This window comes from Parvibaculum lavamentivorans DS-1, assembly GCF_000017565.1.
Classification (GTDB): domain Bacteria; phylum Pseudomonadota; class Alphaproteobacteria; order Parvibaculales; family Parvibaculaceae; genus Parvibaculum; species Parvibaculum lavamentivorans.
On the sequence record NC_009719.1, the window covers coordinates 3,776,318 to 3,795,018 of the forward strand.

The 18,701-nt window shown below is 66.2% G+C and carries 21 protein-coding genes; all 21 read left to right on the plus strand.

Annotated elements, in window-relative coordinates; all coding sequences use genetic code 11:
- Positions 1–111: 111 nt before the first annotated feature.
- Positions 112–393 (plus strand): helix-turn-helix transcriptional regulator, encoded by a 282-nt coding sequence (locus PLAV_RS17910; protein WP_012110094.1) that lies wholly within the window; start codon positions 112–114, stop codon positions 391–393.
- Between the two features lie 18 nt (positions 394–411).
- Positions 412–1,572: a replication initiator protein A gene (locus PLAV_RS17915; RefSeq protein WP_012110093.1), complete on the plus strand. Its 1,161-nt coding sequence runs from the start codon at positions 412–414 to the stop codon at positions 1,570–1,572.
- The gene (parA, locus tag PLAV_RS17920) at positions 1,569–2,222 is read left to right on the plus strand and encodes a ParA family partition ATPase (protein ID WP_012110092.1); all 654 of its coding nucleotides are present in this window, start codon (positions 1,569–1,571) and stop codon (positions 2,220–2,222) included. The genes PLAV_RS17915 and parA overlap by 4 nt, the downstream gene beginning before the upstream one ends.
- On the plus strand, positions 2,219–2,470 hold the full coding sequence (locus tag PLAV_RS17925) for a hypothetical protein (RefSeq protein ID WP_012110091.1): 252 nt from the start codon (positions 2,219–2,221) through the stop codon (positions 2,468–2,470). Before parA ends, PLAV_RS17925 begins: the two co-directional genes overlap by 4 nt.
- Positions 2,467–2,988, plus strand: coding sequence for a DUF2840 domain-containing protein (locus PLAV_RS17930; protein ID WP_012110090.1), 522 nt, complete (start codon positions 2,467–2,469; stop codon positions 2,986–2,988). The genes PLAV_RS17925 and PLAV_RS17930 overlap by 4 nt, the downstream gene beginning before the upstream one ends.
- The gene (locus PLAV_RS17935) at positions 2,985–3,530 is read left to right on the plus strand and encodes a S26 family signal peptidase (protein WP_012110089.1); all 546 of its coding nucleotides are present in this window, start codon (positions 2,985–2,987) and stop codon (positions 3,528–3,530) included. Before PLAV_RS17930 ends, PLAV_RS17935 begins: the two co-directional genes overlap by 4 nt.
- 68 nt (positions 3,531–3,598) lie before the next feature.
- Positions 3,599–3,946, plus strand: a complete 348-nt coding sequence (locus PLAV_RS17940; RefSeq protein WP_041536413.1) for a DUF736 domain-containing protein — start codon at positions 3,599–3,601, stop codon at positions 3,944–3,946.
- A gap of 3 nt (positions 3,947–3,949) precedes the next feature.
- Positions 3,950–4,729: a lytic transglycosylase domain-containing protein gene (locus tag PLAV_RS17945; RefSeq protein WP_012110087.1), complete on the plus strand. Its 780-nt coding sequence runs from the start codon at positions 3,950–3,952 to the stop codon at positions 4,727–4,729.
- A 243-nt stretch (positions 4,730–4,972) separates the two neighbouring features.
- The gene (locus PLAV_RS17950; protein WP_012110086.1) at positions 4,973–6,712 is read left to right on the plus strand and encodes a relaxase/mobilization nuclease domain-containing protein; all 1,740 of its coding nucleotides are present in this window, start codon (positions 4,973–4,975) and stop codon (positions 6,710–6,712) included.
- A 26-nt stretch (positions 6,713–6,738) separates the two neighbouring features.
- Positions 6,739–8,730, plus strand: a complete 1,992-nt coding sequence (locus PLAV_RS17955) for a conjugal transfer protein TraG (protein WP_012110085.1) — start codon at positions 6,739–6,741, stop codon at positions 8,728–8,730.
- Between the two features lie 4 nt (positions 8,731–8,734).
- Positions 8,735–9,184 (plus strand): hypothetical protein, encoded by a 450-nt coding sequence (locus PLAV_RS17960; RefSeq protein WP_012110084.1) that lies wholly within the window; start codon positions 8,735–8,737, stop codon positions 9,182–9,184.
- Between the two features lie 168 nt (positions 9,185–9,352).
- The gene (gene trbB, locus PLAV_RS17965; protein ID WP_012110083.1) at positions 9,353–10,336 is read left to right on the plus strand and encodes a P-type conjugative transfer ATPase TrbB; all 984 of its coding nucleotides are present in this window, start codon (positions 9,353–9,355) and stop codon (positions 10,334–10,336) included.
- Positions 10,333–10,665 (plus strand): TrbC/VirB2 family type IV secretion system protein, encoded by a 333-nt coding sequence (locus PLAV_RS17970; RefSeq protein ID WP_012110081.1) that lies wholly within the window; start codon positions 10,333–10,335, stop codon positions 10,663–10,665. Before trbB ends, PLAV_RS17970 begins: the two co-directional genes overlap by 4 nt.
- The gene (locus tag PLAV_RS17975; RefSeq protein WP_012110080.1) at positions 10,665–10,946 is read left to right on the plus strand and encodes a VirB3 family type IV secretion system protein; all 282 of its coding nucleotides are present in this window, start codon (positions 10,665–10,667) and stop codon (positions 10,944–10,946) included. The genes PLAV_RS17970 and PLAV_RS17975 overlap by 1 nt, the downstream gene beginning before the upstream one ends.
- Before the next feature lie 14 nt (positions 10,947–10,960).
- Positions 10,961–13,411 (plus strand): conjugal transfer protein TrbE, encoded by a 2,451-nt coding sequence (trbE, locus tag PLAV_RS17980; protein WP_012110078.1) that lies wholly within the window; start codon positions 10,961–10,963, stop codon positions 13,409–13,411.
- A 5-nt stretch (positions 13,412–13,416) separates the two neighbouring features.
- Complete coding sequence (gene trbJ, locus PLAV_RS17985; protein WP_012110077.1) at positions 13,417–14,196, plus strand: P-type conjugative transfer protein TrbJ; 780 nt, start codon at positions 13,417–13,419, stop codon at positions 14,194–14,196.
- 10 nt (positions 14,197–14,206) lie between these two features.
- Positions 14,207–14,491, plus strand: a complete 285-nt coding sequence (gene trbK-alt, locus PLAV_RS17990; RefSeq protein ID WP_012110076.1) for a putative entry exclusion protein TrbK-alt — start codon at positions 14,207–14,209, stop codon at positions 14,489–14,491.
- A gap of 3 nt (positions 14,492–14,494) precedes the next feature.
- Entirely contained in the window at positions 14,495–15,856 is a 1,362-nt protein-coding gene (trbL, locus tag PLAV_RS17995; protein ID WP_012110075.1) for a P-type conjugative transfer protein TrbL, read from the plus strand.
- The gene (gene trbF, locus PLAV_RS18000; RefSeq protein WP_012110074.1) at positions 15,853–16,542 is read left to right on the plus strand and encodes a conjugal transfer protein TrbF; all 690 of its coding nucleotides are present in this window, start codon (positions 15,853–15,855) and stop codon (positions 16,540–16,542) included. The genes trbL and trbF overlap by 4 nt, the downstream gene beginning before the upstream one ends.
- Positions 16,539–17,519 (plus strand): P-type conjugative transfer protein TrbG, encoded by a 981-nt coding sequence (trbG, locus tag PLAV_RS18005; protein ID WP_012110073.1) that lies wholly within the window; start codon positions 16,539–16,541, stop codon positions 17,517–17,519. Before trbF ends, trbG begins: the two co-directional genes overlap by 4 nt.
- The gene (locus PLAV_RS18010; RefSeq protein ID WP_012110072.1) at positions 17,516–18,700 is read left to right on the plus strand and encodes a TraB/TrbI/VirB10 family type IV secretion system protein; all 1,185 of its coding nucleotides are present in this window, start codon (positions 17,516–17,518) and stop codon (positions 18,698–18,700) included. Before trbG ends, PLAV_RS18010 begins: the two co-directional genes overlap by 4 nt.
- Position 18,701: the final 1 nt, after the last annotated feature.

The following is an 18,701-nucleotide window of genomic DNA, read 5'->3' on the forward strand; positions in this document are numbered from 1 at the left end:
ATTTAGCCATCCCAAGTCCCCCATCCATCCCGCCGGAGGTTCTCCGCCACCGTTGTCGCTGACAGCCGCTGATCGCCAGCGGCCCCCAGCACCCCCACGGAGGCCCGCCCAATGCGACCCGATACCGCCGCGCTCCCGCCACGCTACCTGCGGACCAAGGAAGCCGCTGAATTTCTCAGCCTGTCCGCGCGCACCCTGGAAAAGCATCGCACCTACGGCACTGGTCCGGCCTATCACAAACTCGGCGGGCGCGTCGTCTATTCGGTCGACGATCTGGAGACCTGGGCCGAGCGCGGCGCCGTGACCTCGACGTCCGATCCGCGCGGCTCCGTGCTTCCCGCAAAGCGCCAGACGCTACCGACCGGCCAGATCGCCGGCCGATACGCACGCTGATCGTGGCTGGTCCCTTTCATGGTGGTGCGTCGTCGTGACCCTTCGGAGCGTGGGCAGCTCGACCTGTTTCGCGCGCTTCCCGGCGACTTCGCGCCACGAGACGCGCAGGATCTCATGGCCTATCCCTTCTTCTCCCTCTCGAAATCGCACCGCATAGCGCCGATCGACTTTTCGGCCGGCGGTGTCTCCATCCGGGTAGAGGCCGTTCCCGATCATGGCATGGCCACGATCTGGGACGCCGACATCCTGATCTGGGCCGCCAGCCAGATCGTCGAGGCCCGCGACGCGGGCCTGCGCACCTCGCGTCTGATGGCGGCGACACCCTATGAGATCCTCACCTATGTCGGGCGCGGCACATCCATGCGCGACTATCAGCGCCTCAAGGCCGCGCTCGACCGGCTGCAATCGACCACCATCTCGACGTCGATCCGCCAGCCCGCCGAAGGCCGCCGTCACCGCTTCTCGTGGATAAACGAGTGGCAGGAGCGCACGGATCACCAAGGACGACCCGATGGCATCGAGCTGATCGTCCCCGACTGGTTCTACAAGGCCGTCCTCGATGACGCGCTCATCCTCACCATCGATCCGGCCTATTTCGATCTCACCGGCGGCCTCGATCGCTGGCTCTACCGCATCGTGCGCAAACACGGAGGCCGTCAGCGCGGCGGCTGGCGTTTCGACCTACGCCACCTCCACCTCAAATCCGGCAGCCTGTCGCCGTTCAAGCGCTTCGCCTTCGAACTGCGCGACATCGTGCGACGCCAACCACTGCCCGGCTACCTCCTGTCGCTCGAAGTGGAAATCGGCGGGCGCACGCTGCTGGCTTTCGAGCCACTAGCCGCCTGTGGAAAACCTGTGGACGGCCTCGTGCTATCGGGAACCCGACCTATCGTGCCATCGGGAACCCGAGGCTCGTGCCATCGGGAACCCAAGCCGGCCTTAACGTCTGGAAATCGTGGGCGGATTCGCGCCCTTAACTTAGAGTCTAACCAAGAATCTAACTTTGAAGAGCGCGCGCGCGATGTGGAAAACCTCATCCGCACCGCCGCAGCGAGCCTCCGCGCCGCCGGCAAATCACCGCGCAAGGGTGCTCCAGCCGCTCAGACGGGCCGGAAAGAGAGCGAACCGGCTTCCCCCGATCAGCTTCCGCTCCTCGATCGGCCTGGAGGTGCGCGATGATCGTCGCGTTCCTCAACCAGAAAGGCGGTGTCGGCAAGACGACGCTGGCGCTCAACCTCGCGGGCGAACTCGCTGGGCGCGGTCAGCGCGTCACCCTGATCGATGCGGACCCACAGGGATCGGCCCTCGACTGGTCTGAGCAGCGCAGCCATGAGGGCCTGCCGCGCCGGTTCGGCGTCGTCGGCCTGGCGCGCGACACGCTCCACCGCGAAGCGCCGGCGCTGGCCCGCGATGTCGACCACGTCGTCATCGACGGCCCGCCGCGTGTCGCAGCGCTCATGCGCTCGGCGCTGCTCGCCGCCGACCTCGTGCTGATCCCGGTGCAGCCGTCGCCGCTCGACGGCTGGGCATCGGCCGAGATGCTGGCGCTGCTCCGCGAAGCCCGCGTCTATCGCCCGGAACTGGTCGCCCGCTTCGTGCTCAATCGTTGCGGTGCGCGCACCATCCTGGCCCGCGAGACAGCCGAGACCCTGGCCGATCACGATCCACCGTTGCTCGCCACCACCATCGGCCAACGTATCGCCTTCGCCGCCGCCGCGCAGACCGGCCGCCTGGTCGCCGAACTCGCCGATGCGACATCGGCCGCGCGCGAGATCGCGGCCTTCGCCGATGAACTCCTGCGTCTGCGGATCGACGGGGGCGCACAATGAACGAACGATCCCCCCGTCGCGGCTTCGCCGCACGCCCCTCCGATCCCGACCAATGGATCAAGGCTGCGGACAACGCACCACGCGCCGCTGACGTCGCTGCGTTCACCGCCAGGCTCACCATCGATGTGACGCCCGAACTGCGCGGCCGGATCAAGATCGCCGCCTTCGGGCGCGGCGTCACCGTCGCCGACATGCTGCGCGAGCTGCTCGCGCGTGAATTCCCCTCGACACCAGGAGACACCACATGACCGGCACTGCGGCTCCCCGCATGCGCGGCGGCCCTCTGCCGTCAGCGCTCCCCCATGACACCATTACCCACGTCGAACTGACGTGGGTCGAGAAGAAGATCGAATACTGGATCAGGTTCGGCCGTGAGGCGCATGAACAGATCCTCGACCGCCGCCGGCGTGTCGTCTCCTTCCGTCCGAACACCGTATTCGCGTTCGTGCGATGGGCGGCCAACGACTTCGGCACGATTATCTCGCGCATCGACATCGTACGCGCAGTCGAGCCCGGAGAGCCCTACCAGACGCTGCCTTTCGTCCGGCCGGGCGGTGAAATCCTGCTCAGGATCGACGGATGGCCAAAGGTCGAAGACGTGCTGCGCCACGTCGATGCAATTGAAGCGGTCGGCATCGAGGCGGACGCCGTTTCGCCGGAACACTGGCGTCACGTCCACAACCGGATGGCGGCTGGACATCAGCCGCGCACCTATACGCTCGACCAGCATCGCGCCGTCCTCCTGCGCCGGAGGACGTGGTCGTGACGCGCGCCGGTCTCTTCCTCGTCATGGCTCTCGCGACCACGGGGATCAGCTATCCGGCGCTCACCCCGTTGCCGATCAAGCTCCTGTGGAACGCATCGGCGAGCGCCCCCATCGGCTTCTACACGATCGACGTCGATGGCCCGTTCGACGTCACCGATCTCGTTGCGGTCGATGCGCCCGAGCCGCTCGCGACCTTCATGGCCGAACGCGGCTATCTTCCCAAAGGCGTCCCACTGCTGAAGCGCATTCTCGGCGTTTCCGGGCAGACCGTTTGCCGCTCGAACCTCTCCGTCACGATCGACGGCGTCGACATGGGCGATGCGCTACCGCGTGATCGCGCCGCGCGCGACCTCCCGGTCTGGCAGGGCTGCCGCCGTATCCCGACCGGCGCAGTCTTCCTCATGAACTGGCAGGTCCGCGACAGCCTGGACGGTCGCTATTTCGGCCTGACCTCCACTGACCAGATCATCGGCCGCGCCGTCCCCCTGTGGACAGACGAGGACGGAACGGGCCGCTTCGAATGGCGCGCACCGACGCGATGAACACCTCGCCATCGGCGGGGGCGGCGCCCACCGATGGCTTTCCCAACGCCGCCGCAAAGGAAGTCATCATGCCTCAGATTGGTCAATTCACGCGCCAGGACACGGGCTTCGCCGGCAAGCTGGAGACGTTCACGCTCTTCCGCGATGTCGTCATCGTGCCGGCAGAGCCCTCCGATGCCGAGAATGCGCCGGATTACCGCGTTCACGCCAGCGACGATGGCAAAGCCGAAGCCGGTCCGGAAATCGGCGCGGGCTGGAAACGCACCGGCGAGCGCGCGGGCGAATACGTTGCCGTACTGATCGACGACCCTGCGCTGCCGCAGCCGATCCGCGCCAATCTGTTCTGCGACGATGACGCCGGGAACGCCTGGTCGCTGCACTGGTCGCGCCCGCGCGACCGCGCCGGGAAGGACTGACCGATGTCCGGTCCACGTCCAGCGATAAGCCATCGGGATGCGGGCGGGCGGCATCACGCCGTCCGGCGCATGGCCTTCCTTCTCCTTTCCGGCCTGGCCCTCGCAGCGGGCGCAACGGACGCCGCTCTTGCCCAGTCCGTGTCGGCTGCGCGCACGGTCGCTGGCGATCCACACGCCGCCTTCGTCACCGAAGCCTCGCAGCGCTTCGGCATTCCCGAACACTGGATCGTCGCCGTCAAACGCGCCGAAAGCGCCGGCGATGTGCGCGCCATATCGTCGGCCGGCGCGCTCGGGTTGATGCAGGTCATGCCCGATACCTGGGCCGCGCTTCGCGTTCGCTATGGGCTCGGGCGTGCCCCCTACGACCCGCGCGACAACATCCTCGCAGGCGCTGCCTACCTGCGTGAAATGTTCGACCGCTATCGCACGATCCCCGCAATGCTCGGCGCCTACAATGCGGGGCCTGGCCGCTACGACGAATACGTCCAGACCGGCCGCGCCCTGCCCGCCGAAACGCGGGCCTACATCGCGCTGCTGGCTCCGCAGCTAGGCGCACCATCGCCGTCGAGCGCGCCACCGGTTGCGCCGCCACCGCCGCCGGATTGGCGGGAAGCGCCGCTCTTCGTCGTGCGTTCCGCCGACGATCGTTCGGCGACATCGCCATCGGAAAACGCGCGGTCAAACGACAGCCGCTCCTCCGTCGCGGCGCGCACTCCCGATACCGCCGAAGACTCGAACGCCCCGATCGTGGTCGCTCGCTCTGACGGGGGGACGCCCCGATGAACTGCGGAAGTATCCTTCGCACTCTGTCGCATTCCGGCGTGACATGGAGGGCACAAGGGGGAGAGGCAGGCACAACAACCGCACGATGGCAGGATAAAAGGCCGCACATTGCGCGGCGGTCGGGCGGTTGTTTTTGCAAGAGGTTTTGGCGCGCTCCGCACATTGCCGTGCTCATCGGCAATGTGCGCCTGACGCCCAATTGCCTGTATCAGCGCGATTTTTCGCACATTGCGGCCTTGCGTCATGGCCGATGACCACGAGTTTCGTGTTCGGCCTGGGCGCATCCGGTCAACCCGTGCGCAGTCGGCTCGGCCCTTCATCGCGCAGGCGCTGGCCGCCGCGAAGAAGGCGGGCGGCGGCGTCTCGCGCTCCGGGCGCGTCGTTGCCGCCAATCGCTCGCGCTTCGGCCGAGGCCAGCGCGCCAGCATCCAAGCGAACCGCCTCATCACAGCGCGCACGCGCGGCGCTGTCATCAAGGCCCGCGTCGTGCGGCGCTCCGGCCGCACCGCGCCGCTCGGCACGCATCTCGATTATCTCCGCCGCGACGGCGTGACCCGTGATGGAGAAAAGGCCCGACTGTTCGGGCCGGGAACGGAGGAAGCTGATGGCCGCGCCTTCTCCGGGCGATGCGAAGATGATCGCCATCATTTCCGCTTCATCGTCTCACCGGACGACGCCGTGGAGATGTCGGACCTCAAGTCCTTCACCCGCGATCTTGTCGGCCAGATGGAAAGGGATCTGGACACGCGGCTCGATTGGGTTGCGGTCGATCACTGGAACACCGAGCATCCTCACGTCCATCTAATCGTGCGCGGCGTCCGCGACGACGGCCAGGACCTCGTGATCTCGCGCGACTACATCAAGGAGGGCATGCGCGATCGCGCGCGTGACCTCATCACACAAGAGCTTGGCCCGCGCACGGATCTCGATATTCGCCGCACGCTCGAACGCCAGATCGAGGCGGAGCGCTGGACGCAACTCGATCGGCAGCTTGTCCGCGACGCGGGAAAGACCGGCGTCATCGATGTCGCCCCGCAGGTCGGTCGCCAGCCCGACGCCTACGCCGTCGAGAAGGTCGGCCGCCTGCGCAAACTCGCAGCCCTCGGCCTCGCCAGTGAAGTCGGACCTGGCCAGTGGATGATCGACGATCAGGCTGAGGTGACGCTGCGCCAGCTCGGCGAACGCGGCGACATCATCAAGCGCATGCACCGCGCGCTCACCGAACGCGGTATAGACCGCGGCTCGGGCAACTACGTCCTGGCAGGGGAAAGCCTCGATGTGCCGGTCATCGGCCGTCTGGTCGAGCGCGGCCTCGATGACGAGCTGAAGGGAACGGCCTACGCCGTGGTCGACGGCGTCGATGGTCGGACCCACCACATCCGCTTGCCGCATCTCGATGCGGCGGGGGACAGCGCGCCGGGCTCGATCGTCGAGCTGCGCACCTTCGAAGATGCTCGCGGCGAACGCCGCGTCGCGCTCGCCGTCCGCTCCGATCTCGATCTCAAGCATCAGGTGAACGCCTCGGGCGCGACCTGGCTCGACCGGCAATCCATCGCCCGCGAACCCCTCGCCATGTCGGAGGGCGGCTTCGGCGCCGAGGTGCGGCAGGCGATGCGACAACGGGCGGAGCATCTGGTCCACGAAGGTCTCGCCGAGCAGCAAGGCCGCCGCGTCATCTTCAGCCGCAACCTGATCGAGACGCTTCGGCGCCGTGAGGTCGACGCCGTTGCCGACCGGCTCGCGAAGGAGACAGGCCAGCCGTTCAAAGCGGCCGGCAATGGCGAATATGTCGCCGGCACCTATCGCCAGCGCATGACGCTCGCATCCGGCCGCTTCGCGATGATCGATAACGGCCTCGGCTTCCAGCTCGTGCCTTGGTCGCCGTCCCTCGAAAGCCAGCTCGGCAAACACGTCTCCGGGGTCGCCCGCGGAGACGGCGGTGTCGACTGGAGCTTCGGCCGCAAGCGGGGGCTCGGCCTCTAATCACCTAAGAAGAAAGGACCGCAGCAATGTCCGCGACCAAAATCCTGTGGGGCCAGATCGCCGTCGTCTTCCTCATCGTGCTGCTCACCACCTGGGCGGCGACGCAATATGTCGCATGGAGCCTCGGCTTTCAGGCGCAGCTCGGCACGCCCTGGTTTTCCCTGTTCGGCCTACCGATCTACTATCCGCCAGCGTTCTTCTGGTGGTGGTATTTCTACGACGCCTACGCGCCGGAGGTCTTCGCCAAGGGCGGGATGATCTCGGCGTCGGGCGGCTTCATCGCCATAGCCGTCGCCATCGGCATGTCGGTCTGGCGCGCCCGCGAAGCAAAAAGCGCGGCGACCTACGGCTCCGCCCGCTGGGCGGGAAAGGACGAAGTGAAAGCCGCGGGCCTGCTCAGTCCCGACGGTGTCGTGCTCGGCCGCTATGATCGCGACTATCTCCGTCATGACGGCCCCGAGCATGTGCTTTGCTTCGCCCCGACCCGATCGGGCAAGGGCGTCGGCCTGGTCGTGCCGTCCCTGTTGACCTGGCCGGGCTCGGCCATCGTCCACGACATCAAAGGGGAAAACTGGCAGCTCACCGCCGGTTTCCGCGCCCGGCATGGCCGCGTTCTGCTGTTCGACCCGACCAACCCCAAATCGTCGGCCTACAATCCGCTGCTCGAGGTGCGCCGCGGCGAATGGGAAGTCCGCGACGTTCAGAACATCGCTGACATCCTGGTCGATCCCGAAGGCTCGCTCGAAAAGCGGAACCATTGGGAGAAGACCAGTCATGCCCTGCTGGTCGGCGCCATCCTGCATGTCCTCTACGCCGAAGACGACAAGACATTGGCCGGCGTCGCCGCCTTCCTGTCCGATCCGAAGCGCCCGATCGAGTCGACGCTTGCCGCGATGATGAAGACCAGCCACCTCGGCGAAGCCGGGCCGCATCTCGTCATCGCCAGCGCCGCACGCGAGCTGCTCAACAAATCGGACAACGAACGCTCGGGCGTGCTCTCCACCGCCATGTCGTTTCTCGGCCTCTACCGCGATCCTGTCGTCGCCGAGGTGACGCGGCGCTGCGACTGGCGGATCAGCGACATGGTGGGCGGCAAGCTCCCGACCACACTCTACCTTGTCGTGCCGCCGTCCGACATCAACCGCACCAAGCCGCTGATACGCCTGATCCTCAATCAGGTCGGTCGCCGTCTCACCGAGGATCTGCAAGCAAAGGTCGGGCGGCATCGCCTGCTGCTCATGCTCGACGAGTTTCCCGCCCTCGGCCGCCTCGATTTCTTCGAGTCCGCGCTGGCTTTCATGGCGGGCTACGGCCTCAAGAGCTTTCTGATCGCGCAATCGCTGAACCAGATCGAGAAGGCTTACGGCCCGAACAATTCGATCCTCGACAACTGCCATGTGCGCGTTTCCTTTGCGACGAACGACGAAAGGACCGCGAAGCGGGTCAGCGACGCGCTCGGAACCGCGACCGAGATGAAGGCGATGAAGAATTACGCCGGGCATCGGCTCTCGCCCTGGCTCGGCCATTTGATGGTGTCGCGCTCGGAGACCGCGCGTCAGCTCCTGACACCAGGCGAAATCATGCAGCTCCCGCCGACCGACGAGATCGTCATGGTCGCCGGGACGCCGCCGATCCGGGCGAAGAAGGCGCGCTACTATGAAGATGCCCGCTTCAAGGAACGCATCATGTCACCGCCGGGGCTGGCGCGGCCTGCTGAAGGTCGGCCCGACGATTGGAGCAAGCTGCCGATCCCCGCGCGCCCGGACATGACCGAAAACGCTGCGCCAACGACGAGCGGTGACAACGAAGAGGATTCCACCGAGTCCGAACGTCGGCATCAGCCCGAACTCAACCGGGTGAACCCCATCGAAAAGAAGGCGCCGATCGACAATGAGTTTGAGATCGATTTGCCTGACGACACAGAGGACGCCGCCGCGCGCAACCAGCGGCTGACCCGCGTCATGCGCGGCGTTGCCCGCCAGGTCTCGCTCGATCCCAATGACGGCATGGAGCTGTAGCACCATGACCGGACGCAAGAAGAAGGTGCCGATTTCCGTATATCTCGACCCCGACATCATGGCGACACTATCGGACTATGCAGGCCGACGCGAACAACCGCTCTCCCTGATCGCAGAGGCCGCCATCGCGTCCTTCCTGTCGCCGGACGACGCTGAGCGGCGTGAAGCCGTGGTCGCCAAACGCCTCGATCAGATCGATCGCCGTCTCAACCGCATGGAGCGCGACATCGGGATCTCCGTCGAGACCATGGCCGTATTCATCCGGTTCTGGCTCAACACGACGCCGGCGCTGCCCGAGCCCGCAGCCCAGGCAGCGCGCGCCATGGTCGGGAAGCGCTACGAGGCGTTCATCGCGGCCCTTGGACGGCGCTTGGCCCAGGGACCGAAACTTCGGCAGGAGATCGTTGAAGATGTCGGCGAGTCGCCGTCCAGCCCGACAGAGAGCGATCCATAGGCTTCGGCGCGCGTGGATCAATAGCATCGCCCAACCGCCGTTCTCCTGTATTTGCACGCCACGCTACTACGACGACCGATACTTGTTGAATCAGCCTGATTCACGGCTCTTTTAATCACCCCGATCCGGGGACCCTCTTTTCCAGCCCCGTCAGGAAGCGGGGCAGGAATGACCAATATCAGCCAGAAGCCGGAGGCGTTCGCGCGCGGTGCGCGCATGCTTCGCACCGCGCTCGGCTCGACCATCACCCATTTTCTCGAAGACCCGGCCGTGGTCGAAATCATGCTGAACCCGGACGGCCGTCTCTGGGTAGATCGCCTCTCCGAAGGGCTGGCCGATACGGGTGAGACGCTGTCGCCTGCCGATGGCGAGCGCATCGTGCGGCTGGTCGCTCACCATGTCGGCGTCGAGGTGCATCCGCGCAGCCCGCGAGTCTCCGCCGAGCTTCCTGAGACGGGAGAGCGGTTCGAGGGCTTGCTGCCGCCCGTTGTCGCCGCACCGGCCTTCGCCATCCGCAAGCCCGCCGTAGCGATCTTCACGCTCGACGATTATGTGGCCGCCGGAATCATGTTCGCCGACCAGGCGGCGACGCTACGCGCAGCCGTGATGGCGCGCGCCAATATCCTTGTCGCAGGCGGCACTTCCACCGGCAAAACCACGCTGACCAATGCGCTTCTGGCCGAGGTCGCCAAGACGGCGGATCGCGTCGTCATCATCGAGGATACCCGCGAGCTTCAGTGCGCCGCGCCCAATCTTGTCGCCATGCGGACCAAGGATGGAGTGGCCACGCTCTCGGAGCTGGTTCGCTCTTCGCTACGCCTGCGCCCCGATCGCATTCCCATCGGCGAGGTGCGCGGCTCTGAAGCTCTCGATCTCCTGAAAGCATGGGGAACCGGCCACCCCGGCGGCATCGGCACGATCCACGCCGGGAGCGGCATCGGCGCGCTGCGCCGCCTTGAACAACTCATCCAGGAGGCCGTCGTCACGGTCCCGCGCGCCCTGATCGCCGAGACCATCGATCTTGTTGCCGTCCTCTCCGGCCGCGGCTCCGCGCGCCGGCTCGCCGAACTCGCCCGCGTCGATGGGCTCGGTCCGGACGGCGACTACGCCATCACCCCCGCAACCCTTGACCGTACAGGAGCGCCATCATGATCCGCACCACCATGCGCGTTCGCCGCTATGCCGCGACGGCCGCCGCCTTCATCTACATCAATCTCGTCCTCGTTCCCGCCGCCCATGCCTCCGGCTCGTCCATGCCGTGGGAAGCACCGCTCCAGAAAATTCTCGAATCCATCGAAGGGCCGGTCGCCAAGATCGTCGCCGTCATCATCATCATCGCCACCGGCCTGGCGCTGGCGTTCGGTGACACGTCCGGCGGCTTCCGGAAGCTGATCCAGATCGTCTTCGGTCTCAGCATCGCGTTTGCGGCGTCGAGCTTCTTCCTGTCGTTCTTCTCATTCGGCGGCGGGGCGCTCATCTGATGGCGGCGGCGTTCGAACAACTCGACGCGGTGCCGGGTTTCACCGTCCCGGTTCACCGGGCGCTGACCGAGCACATTCTGCTCGGCGGCGCACCGCGCGCACTCGCCATCCTGAACGGCACGCTGGCCGGAGCCGTGGGCCTTGGCCTGCGCCTCTGGCTCGTCGGTCTGCTGATCTGGGCCATTGGCCATATCGCAGCCGTATGGGCTGCAAAGCGCGATCCCCTCTTCGTCGAGGTCGGTCGCCGTCACCTGCGCATCCCCGCTCATCTGTCCGTCTGAGGAAGCGCATCGCCATGATGAATCTTGCCGAATATCGCCGCACCGCAACCCGCCTCGCTGACTATCTGCCCTGGGCCGCGCTCGTCGCCGAGGGCGTCGTGCTCAACAAGGACGGCAGCTTTCAGCGCACGGCGCGGTTCCGCGGCCCTGATCTGGACTCCGCGGTCGCCGCCGAACTGGTCGCCGTCGCCGGGCGGCTCAACAACGCATTCCGTCGTCTCGGATCGGGTTGGGCCATCTTCGTCGAGGCGCAGCGGCACGAGGCGTCGATCTATCCAGCGGACCTGTTTCCCGACGCCGCCGCAGCGCTTCTCGATGCCGAGCGCAAAGCCGATTTCGAGGAGGCCGGCGCGCATTACGTCTCCGGCTACTATCTCACCATCACCTATCTGCCGCCGGCCGAGGATGCCGCGCGCACCGAAGCCTGGCTCTATGAGGGCCGCGAACGTGCTGGCATCGATCCGAAGGAAATCCTGAACACCTTTGTCGACCGCACCGATCGCGTGCTGGCGCTGCTCGACGGCTTCATGCCGGAATGCCAGTGGCTCGATAGCAGCGAGACGCTGACATATCTCCATTCGACCGTCTCGACCAAACGGCACCGCGTCCGTGTGCCCGAAACGCCGGTCTATCTCGACGCGCTGCTCGCCGACCAACCGCTCACCGGCGGCCTGGAGCCGCGTCTCGGAACCGCGCATCTGCGCGTTCTCACCATTGTCGGTTTCCCGACCGCGACCACGCCCGGCATCCTCGACGATCTCAATCGGCTCGCCTTTCCCTATCGCTGGTCGACGCGCGCCATCCTGCTCGACAAGACCGACGCGACCAAGCTGCTGACCAAAATCCGCCGCCAATGGTTCGCGAAGCGCAAAAGCATCGCCGCGATCCTGAAAGAGGTGCTGACCAACGAGGCGTCCGCGCTGGTCGATACCGACGCCTCGAACAAGGCGGCGGACGCCGATCTCGCCCTCCAGGAACTCGGCGCTGACTACGCCGGCCAATCCTATGTCACCGCGACGATCGCGGTATGGGACAACGATCCCCGAGTTGCCGACGAGAAGCTTCGCCTCGCCGAGAAAGTCATCCAGGGCCGCGACTTCACGGCCATGACTGAAACGATCAATGCCGTCGATGCCTGGCTGGGCTCATTGCCGGGGCATGTTTACGCCAACGTGCGCCAGCCCCCGATTTCGACGCTGAATCTCGCCCACATGATCCCGCTCTCGGCGGTGTGGGCGGGGCCGGAACGGGACGAGCATTTGGGTAGCTCCCCCTTGCTGTTCGGCAAGACCGAAGGCTCGACCCCGTTCCGGTTTTCTCTCCATGTCGGCGACGTCGGTCACACGCTCGTCGTCGGCCCGACCGGCGCCGGCAAATCGGTGCTCCTCGCCATCATGGCCTTGCAGTTCCGGCGCTATGCCGGTGCCCAGGTCTTCGCCTTCGACTTCGGCGGTTCGATCCGCACCGCCGCGCTCGCCATGGGCGGTGATTGGCACGATCTCGGCGGCGATCTCACCGAGGGCGTGGACTCCTCGGTCTCGCTGCAACCGCTCGCGCGCATTCACGACACGCCCGAACGCGCCTGGGCGGCCGACTGGATCGTCGCCATCCTGATCCGCGAGGGCATCGCAATCACCCCCGAGGTGAAGGAGCACCTCTGGTCGGCGCTGACCTCGCTGGCGTCGGCGCCGGTCGAGGAACGCACGATCACCGGCCTCACGGTGTTGCTCCAATCGAACGACCTGAAGCAGGCTCTGCGACCGTATTGCGTGGGCGGCCCCTATGGGCGGCTACTCGACGCCGAGGCCGAACATCTCGGCTCGGCATCGGTGCAGGCGTTCGAGATCGAGGGACTGGTCGGGACTGGCGCGGCACCCGCCGTCCTCGCCTATCTCTTCCATCGCATCGGCGACCGTCTCGACGGCTCGCCGACGCTGCTCATCATCGACGAGGGCTGGCTCGCACTCGATGACGATGCCTTCTCCGGGCAATTGCGCGAATGGCTGAAGACGCTGCGCAAGAAAAACGCCAGCGTCATCTTCGCCACGCAGTCGCTGTCCGACATCGACAACAGCAACATCGCCCCGGCCATCATCGAGAGCTGCCCGACAAGGCTGCTCCTGCCGAACGAACGCGCGATCGAGCCGCAGATCACGGAGATCTATCGGCGCTTCGGTCTCAACGACCGCCAGATCGAAATCCTCGCGCGGGCCACGCCCAAGCGCGACTATTACTGCCAGTCGCGGCGCGGCAATCGCCTGTTCGAGCTGGGCCTCTCCGAAGTCGGTCTCGCGCTCGCCGCCACCTCCTCCAAGACCGACCAGTCCGAGATCGCGCGCACCGTCGCCGAGCATGGCCGCGAGGGCTTTCTCGCCGCCTGGCTGCGCCTGCGCGGCGCCGAGTGGGCCGCAGACCTCATCCCTGACCTCACGAACCTCACCCCCCAGCAGTCCGAGAAGGAGTAATGACCATGAATACGCTTCGTTCACGCCCGCGCGCGATGTCGCTCGCGGCCTTCATCCTGGCGATACCGCTCGCCGCATCGCCGGTGCTGACCGCGCCAGCGCACGCGCAATTCGGCTTCGGCGGTATCGTCTATGACCCTACCAACTACGCCCAGAACGTCCTGACGGCGGCGCGGTCCCTCGAGCAGATCAACAACCAGATCCGCTCGCTTCAAAACGAGGCGCAGAGCCTCATCAACCAAGCCAAGAATCTGGCGAACCTGCCGTACTCGGCGCTCCAGCAGATTCAACAGAACGTCCAACGCACCCAGCAGCTCCTCGGCCAGGCGGAGAACATCTCTTTCGACGTCCAGAACGTCGATCGGATGTTCCAGCAGCAATATGGCAGCGTCTCACTGTCGTCGTCGGACGCCAAGCTCATCACCGACGCTCGCTCGCGCTGGCAGAACACCGTCGGCGGCTTGCAGGACGCCATGCGCATTCAGGCCGGTGTCGTCGGCAATATCGACAGCAATCGCACGCAGATGTCGAACCTCGTCAGCCAGAGTCAAGGCGCGCAGGGTGCGTTGCAGGCGACACAGGCCGGCAATCAGCTTCTCGCGCTGCAATCGCAGCAGCTCTCCGACCTGATCGCGCTGATCTCCGCCAACGGCCGGGCCACGGCGCTGACTGACGCGGAGCGCGCGGCGGCGGCTGATCAGGGCCGGGAGCAGCGCCGCCGCTTCCTCACGCCGGGCGCGGGCTATCAGCCCGGCAACGCGCAGATGTTCGGCAACGGCAACTGAGGTCGCGGCCATGGACGGCAAGATGCTGGCCCGGCTGGGCGCCATCGTTTTCGTATCGTTCGCCATCACGGCGACGGCGATCGAGATGACCCGGAAGGACGCGGCCCCTGAAATGGAGCGCGTCCACGCTGTCGAACCCAAGCGCGATGCGCTCCGCGAAGGGCAGCGCCGGTGCCAGCAGCTTGGCCAGGCAGCGGCGAGCGATACCGACTGCATGCGCATCTGGGCCGAGAGCCGCGATCGCTTCCTCGGCCGCCCCCCGGCGCCTGCCGTCCCGACAACAGAAGGACGGTGAACCATGGGCGGCGCAGGTGTCATCGACAATTTCCTCGGGGTCTTCACCTCCTACATCAACAGCGGGTTCGGACTGCTCGGCGGCGAGGTCGCGTTCATCGCCACAACGCTGATCGTCATCGATGTGACGCTTGCCGCCCTGTTCTGGAGCTGGGGCGCGGAAGACGACATCATCGCCCGGCTGGTGAAAAAGACGCTCTTCGTCGGCGTCTTCGCCTATCTCATCGGCAACTGGAACAACCTCGCCAAGATCGTCTTCGACTCGTTCGCGGGCCTCGGCCTCAAGGCTTCCGGCACCAGCTTCACCGCGCAGGATCTGATGCGACCCGGCAAGGTCGCGCAGACCGGGCTCGACGCCGCGCGCCCCTTGCTCGAATCCATCTCCGACCTGATGGGCTGGATCGCGTTCTTCGAGAACTTCATCCAGATCGCCTGCCTGCTGTTCGCCTGGGCGCTGGTGCTGCTCGCCTTCTTCATCCTCGCGATCCAGCTCTTCGTTACCCTGATCGAATTCAAGTTGACGACGCTGGCGGGCTTCGTCCTCATCCCGTTCGGCCTGTTCGGCAAGACCGCCTTCATGGCCGAGCGCGTGCTGGGCAATGTCGTCTCATCCGGCATCAAGGTGCTGGTGCTCGCCGTCATCATCGGCATCGGCTCAACGCTGTTCAGCCAGTTTACGGCCGGCTTCGGCGGCGCAACGCCCACAATCGACGACGCCATGGCGATTGTTCTTGCCGCGCTATCGCTGCTCGGGCTCGGCATCTTCGGCCCCGGCATTGCTGCCGGTCTGGTCAGCGGCGGACCACAACTCGGCGCCGGTGCGGCGGTTGGCACCGGGCTTGCCGTCGGCGGTGCCGCGCTCGCAGCTGGTGGCGCGGCAGGCCTTGCCATAAAGGGAGGAGCGGCTGCGATGTCCGGCGGTGCTGCTGCCGTGCGGGGCGGTGCGGCAGCGGCAGGCGGAGCCGCCGCGGCCTACAGTGTCGGCTCGCTCGGCCAGTCCGGCGCAGCCGGTGTCGCCTCTGGTCTTGGCGGTGTCGCCCGCGCGGCCGGAGCAGCCGCCGTGTCGCCCCTGAGACGCGCGACGGCGCGCGTCGCCGAAGGCGTCAAGTCCAGCTTCTCCGAAGGTGCGAAGGCAGGCTTCGGCGCAACGGGCGGTTCCTCGACCATGAGCACGATACCCGGCTCAGGCTCCGCAGGCGAAGCCGCCGCCGCAGCGCCCGGCGACGGTCCGCCCGACTGGGCCAAGCGCATGAAGCGCCATCAGTCCCTCAGCCACGGAGCCACCCTCGCAGCGCACGCCGTCAAATCCGGCGACAGCCATGGCGGCGGCTCTTCCGTCAATCTCTCCGAAAGTAACCGCTCATGAGCCTCTTCAAACGACCCGCCGCCCACTATGGGAAATCGCCCGAACCCGAAACACCCTATCAGCGCGCCGCGCAGGTCTGGGACGATCGCATGGGTTCGGCCCGCGTCCAGGCCAGGAACTGGCGCATCATGGCATTCGGCTCACTTTTCCTGTCGGCCGGCTTCGCCGCCGCGCTGGTCTGGCAGTCGGCGCGCGGCACCGTCGTTCCCTGGGTGGTGCAGGTCGATCGGCTCGGTCAGGCGCAGTCCGTAGCACCGGCGTCGGCCGACTACCGGCCGACCGATCCGCAGGTGGCCTGGCATCTTGCCCGCTTCATCGAGCAAGTCAGAAGCATCCCGGCCGATCCGATCATCGTGCGCCAGAACTGGCTGCGCGCCTATGACTGGACCACGGATCGCGGCGCCGGCGCGCTCAACGACTATGCCCGCACCAACGATCCCTTCACCAAGGTCGGCAAACAGCAGATCGCCGTCGAGGTTTCGAGCGTCATCCGCGCATCGGCGGATTCCTTCCGCGTGGCCTGGACCGAGAAACGGTACGAGAATGGCCAGCTCGCGGGCACGGAGCGATGGACCGCGATCCTCACCATCGTCATCCAGACGCCGCGCGACGCCGACCGGCTGCGCGCCAATCCGCTCGGCATCTACATCAACGCTATCAACTGGTCGCGGGAGATGTCCCAATGAGCACATCTCTGCGCATGTCCGGCTCTCCGGCTTTCCGTAAATCCGCTTTGGCGATGATGCTGCTCTCGGCAACGATGCTGGCGGGCTGCGCAACCTTCAAACCACCCACCATCAGCTACGACAATGACGTGCCGCCGCTCCCAGCCGTGCCGACGCCGGTCACGGAACAGCCGCCGCGTCCGCTGCACACGCCTCCCGCCTGGACGGTCGCGCATGGTGGAACCACCGCGAATACACCGAGCGGCCGCGTGGAAAACGCCAATGCTGCGGCGCGTGTCGAACCGCGACGCGAGGGCTATTATAACGCCATCCAGATCTATCCCTGGAGCGAAGGCGCGCTTTACCAAGTCTATGCCGCGCCCGGCCAGATCACCAACATCGCGCTCGAACCGGGCGAAAGTCTGACCGGCGCAGGTCCAATCGCCGCCGGTGACACCGCCCGCTGGATCATCGGTGACACCGAAAGCGGTTCCAGCCTCTCGCGCCGCGTCCACATCCTCGTCAAACCGACCCGCCCCGACATCACCACGAACCTGGTCATCACGACCGACCGCCGCATCTACATGCTCGAGCTGAGGGCGGAGGCGAAACCCTATATGCCGGCCGTTGCCTGGGCTTATCCCGCGCTACCGGCATCGCAACGTGGAACGGTCTCGGCGACGCCTATCATTCCCGCTGCCGGCGCACGTCACTACCGCTACGGCCTCACCGGCGACACGCCGCCCTGGCGGCCGGTCGCCGTCTATGACGACGGCAGGCGTGTGTATGTCGAATTTCCACGCGGCATCGTTCAAGGCGAAATGCCGCCGATCTTCGTCCTCGGCACCGATGGCGAGCCGCAGCTCGTCAACAGCCGCATCCACCAGAACATCCTGATCGTGGACCGCATCTTCGGCGCCGCCGAACTGCGCCTCGGCAGCGGCAAGCAGCAGCAGACCGTCAGGATCGTGCGAACCGATGGGAAACCTGCATCATGAGCGACATTGACCACGACAACGCCGAACGGCTGGACCAATCAACGCCCGCCGTCGATGCATCATCGTCCATGCGCCTGCGGGCAGAACCTCCGCGCGTCACCCGGCTGTCGCGCAAAGTGCTCGCCGGCGTCGCTGCGGTTGCACTCGTCAGCATCGGCGGCTCTCTCATCTACGCGCTCCAGACCCGCGATCCCGGCAAGAGCGCCGACGAACTCTATTCAACCGACAACCGCACCACGGCCGACGGCCTGGCCGGCCTGCCACGCGATTACACCGGCCCGGTCCTCGGCCCGGCGCTGCCTGGAGACCTCGGCCGCCCGATCGTCAGCGCGCAAAATCAGGGGCATCCTGTCGTGCCGCCCGCCATGGCGGCGCCGGGGCCTGATCCCGAGGAGCAACGTCGCCTAGCCGAATTGGAGGCCGCCCGCACCAGCCGCGTGTTTTTCCAGGCCGGTCCGGCCGCAACGTCGGCGACCGCCGGCACGAATGTCCCGGGATTTCCCAGCGTGGGAACCGGCACACAACCTGGTGCCGAGACCGCTCAAGATCGACAACTCGCGTTCCTCAATGCTCCCGTCGACCGCCGTACCATTGCGGCCGACCGCATCATGGCACCAGCATCGCCCTATGTTCTCCAGGCGGGCGCGGTCATCTCCGCCGCCCTCATCACCGGCATCCGCTCCGATCTGCCTGGACAAATCACCGCGCAGGTGACGGAGAACATCTACGATAGTCCGACGGGGCGCATCCTCGTCATCCCACAGGGCACGCGGATCATCGGCCAGTACGACAATAGCGTCCAATACGGGCAGAGCCGCGTGCTTCTCGTCTGGAACAGGCTCATTCTCCCGAACGGCCGGTCCATTGTGCTCGAACGACAACCCGGAGCCGATACCCAGGGCTATGCCGGTCTGGAAGACGGCGTCGATTACCATTGGTGGGATCTCGCCAAAGCGGCGGGGCTCTCGACGCTCCTGTCAGTCGGGTCCGAGCTTGCCATCGATGATCAGGACCGGCTCCTGCGCGCCATCCGCAATGGGGGCCAGGACACGATCAATGATGCCGGTCAGCAGATCGTTCGGCGCCAGCTCAACGTCGCGCCGACACTGACGATCCGGCCCGGCTTCCCTGTCCGCGTGATCGTCACCCGCGATCTCGTCCTCGAACCTTACGGAGGCTGAC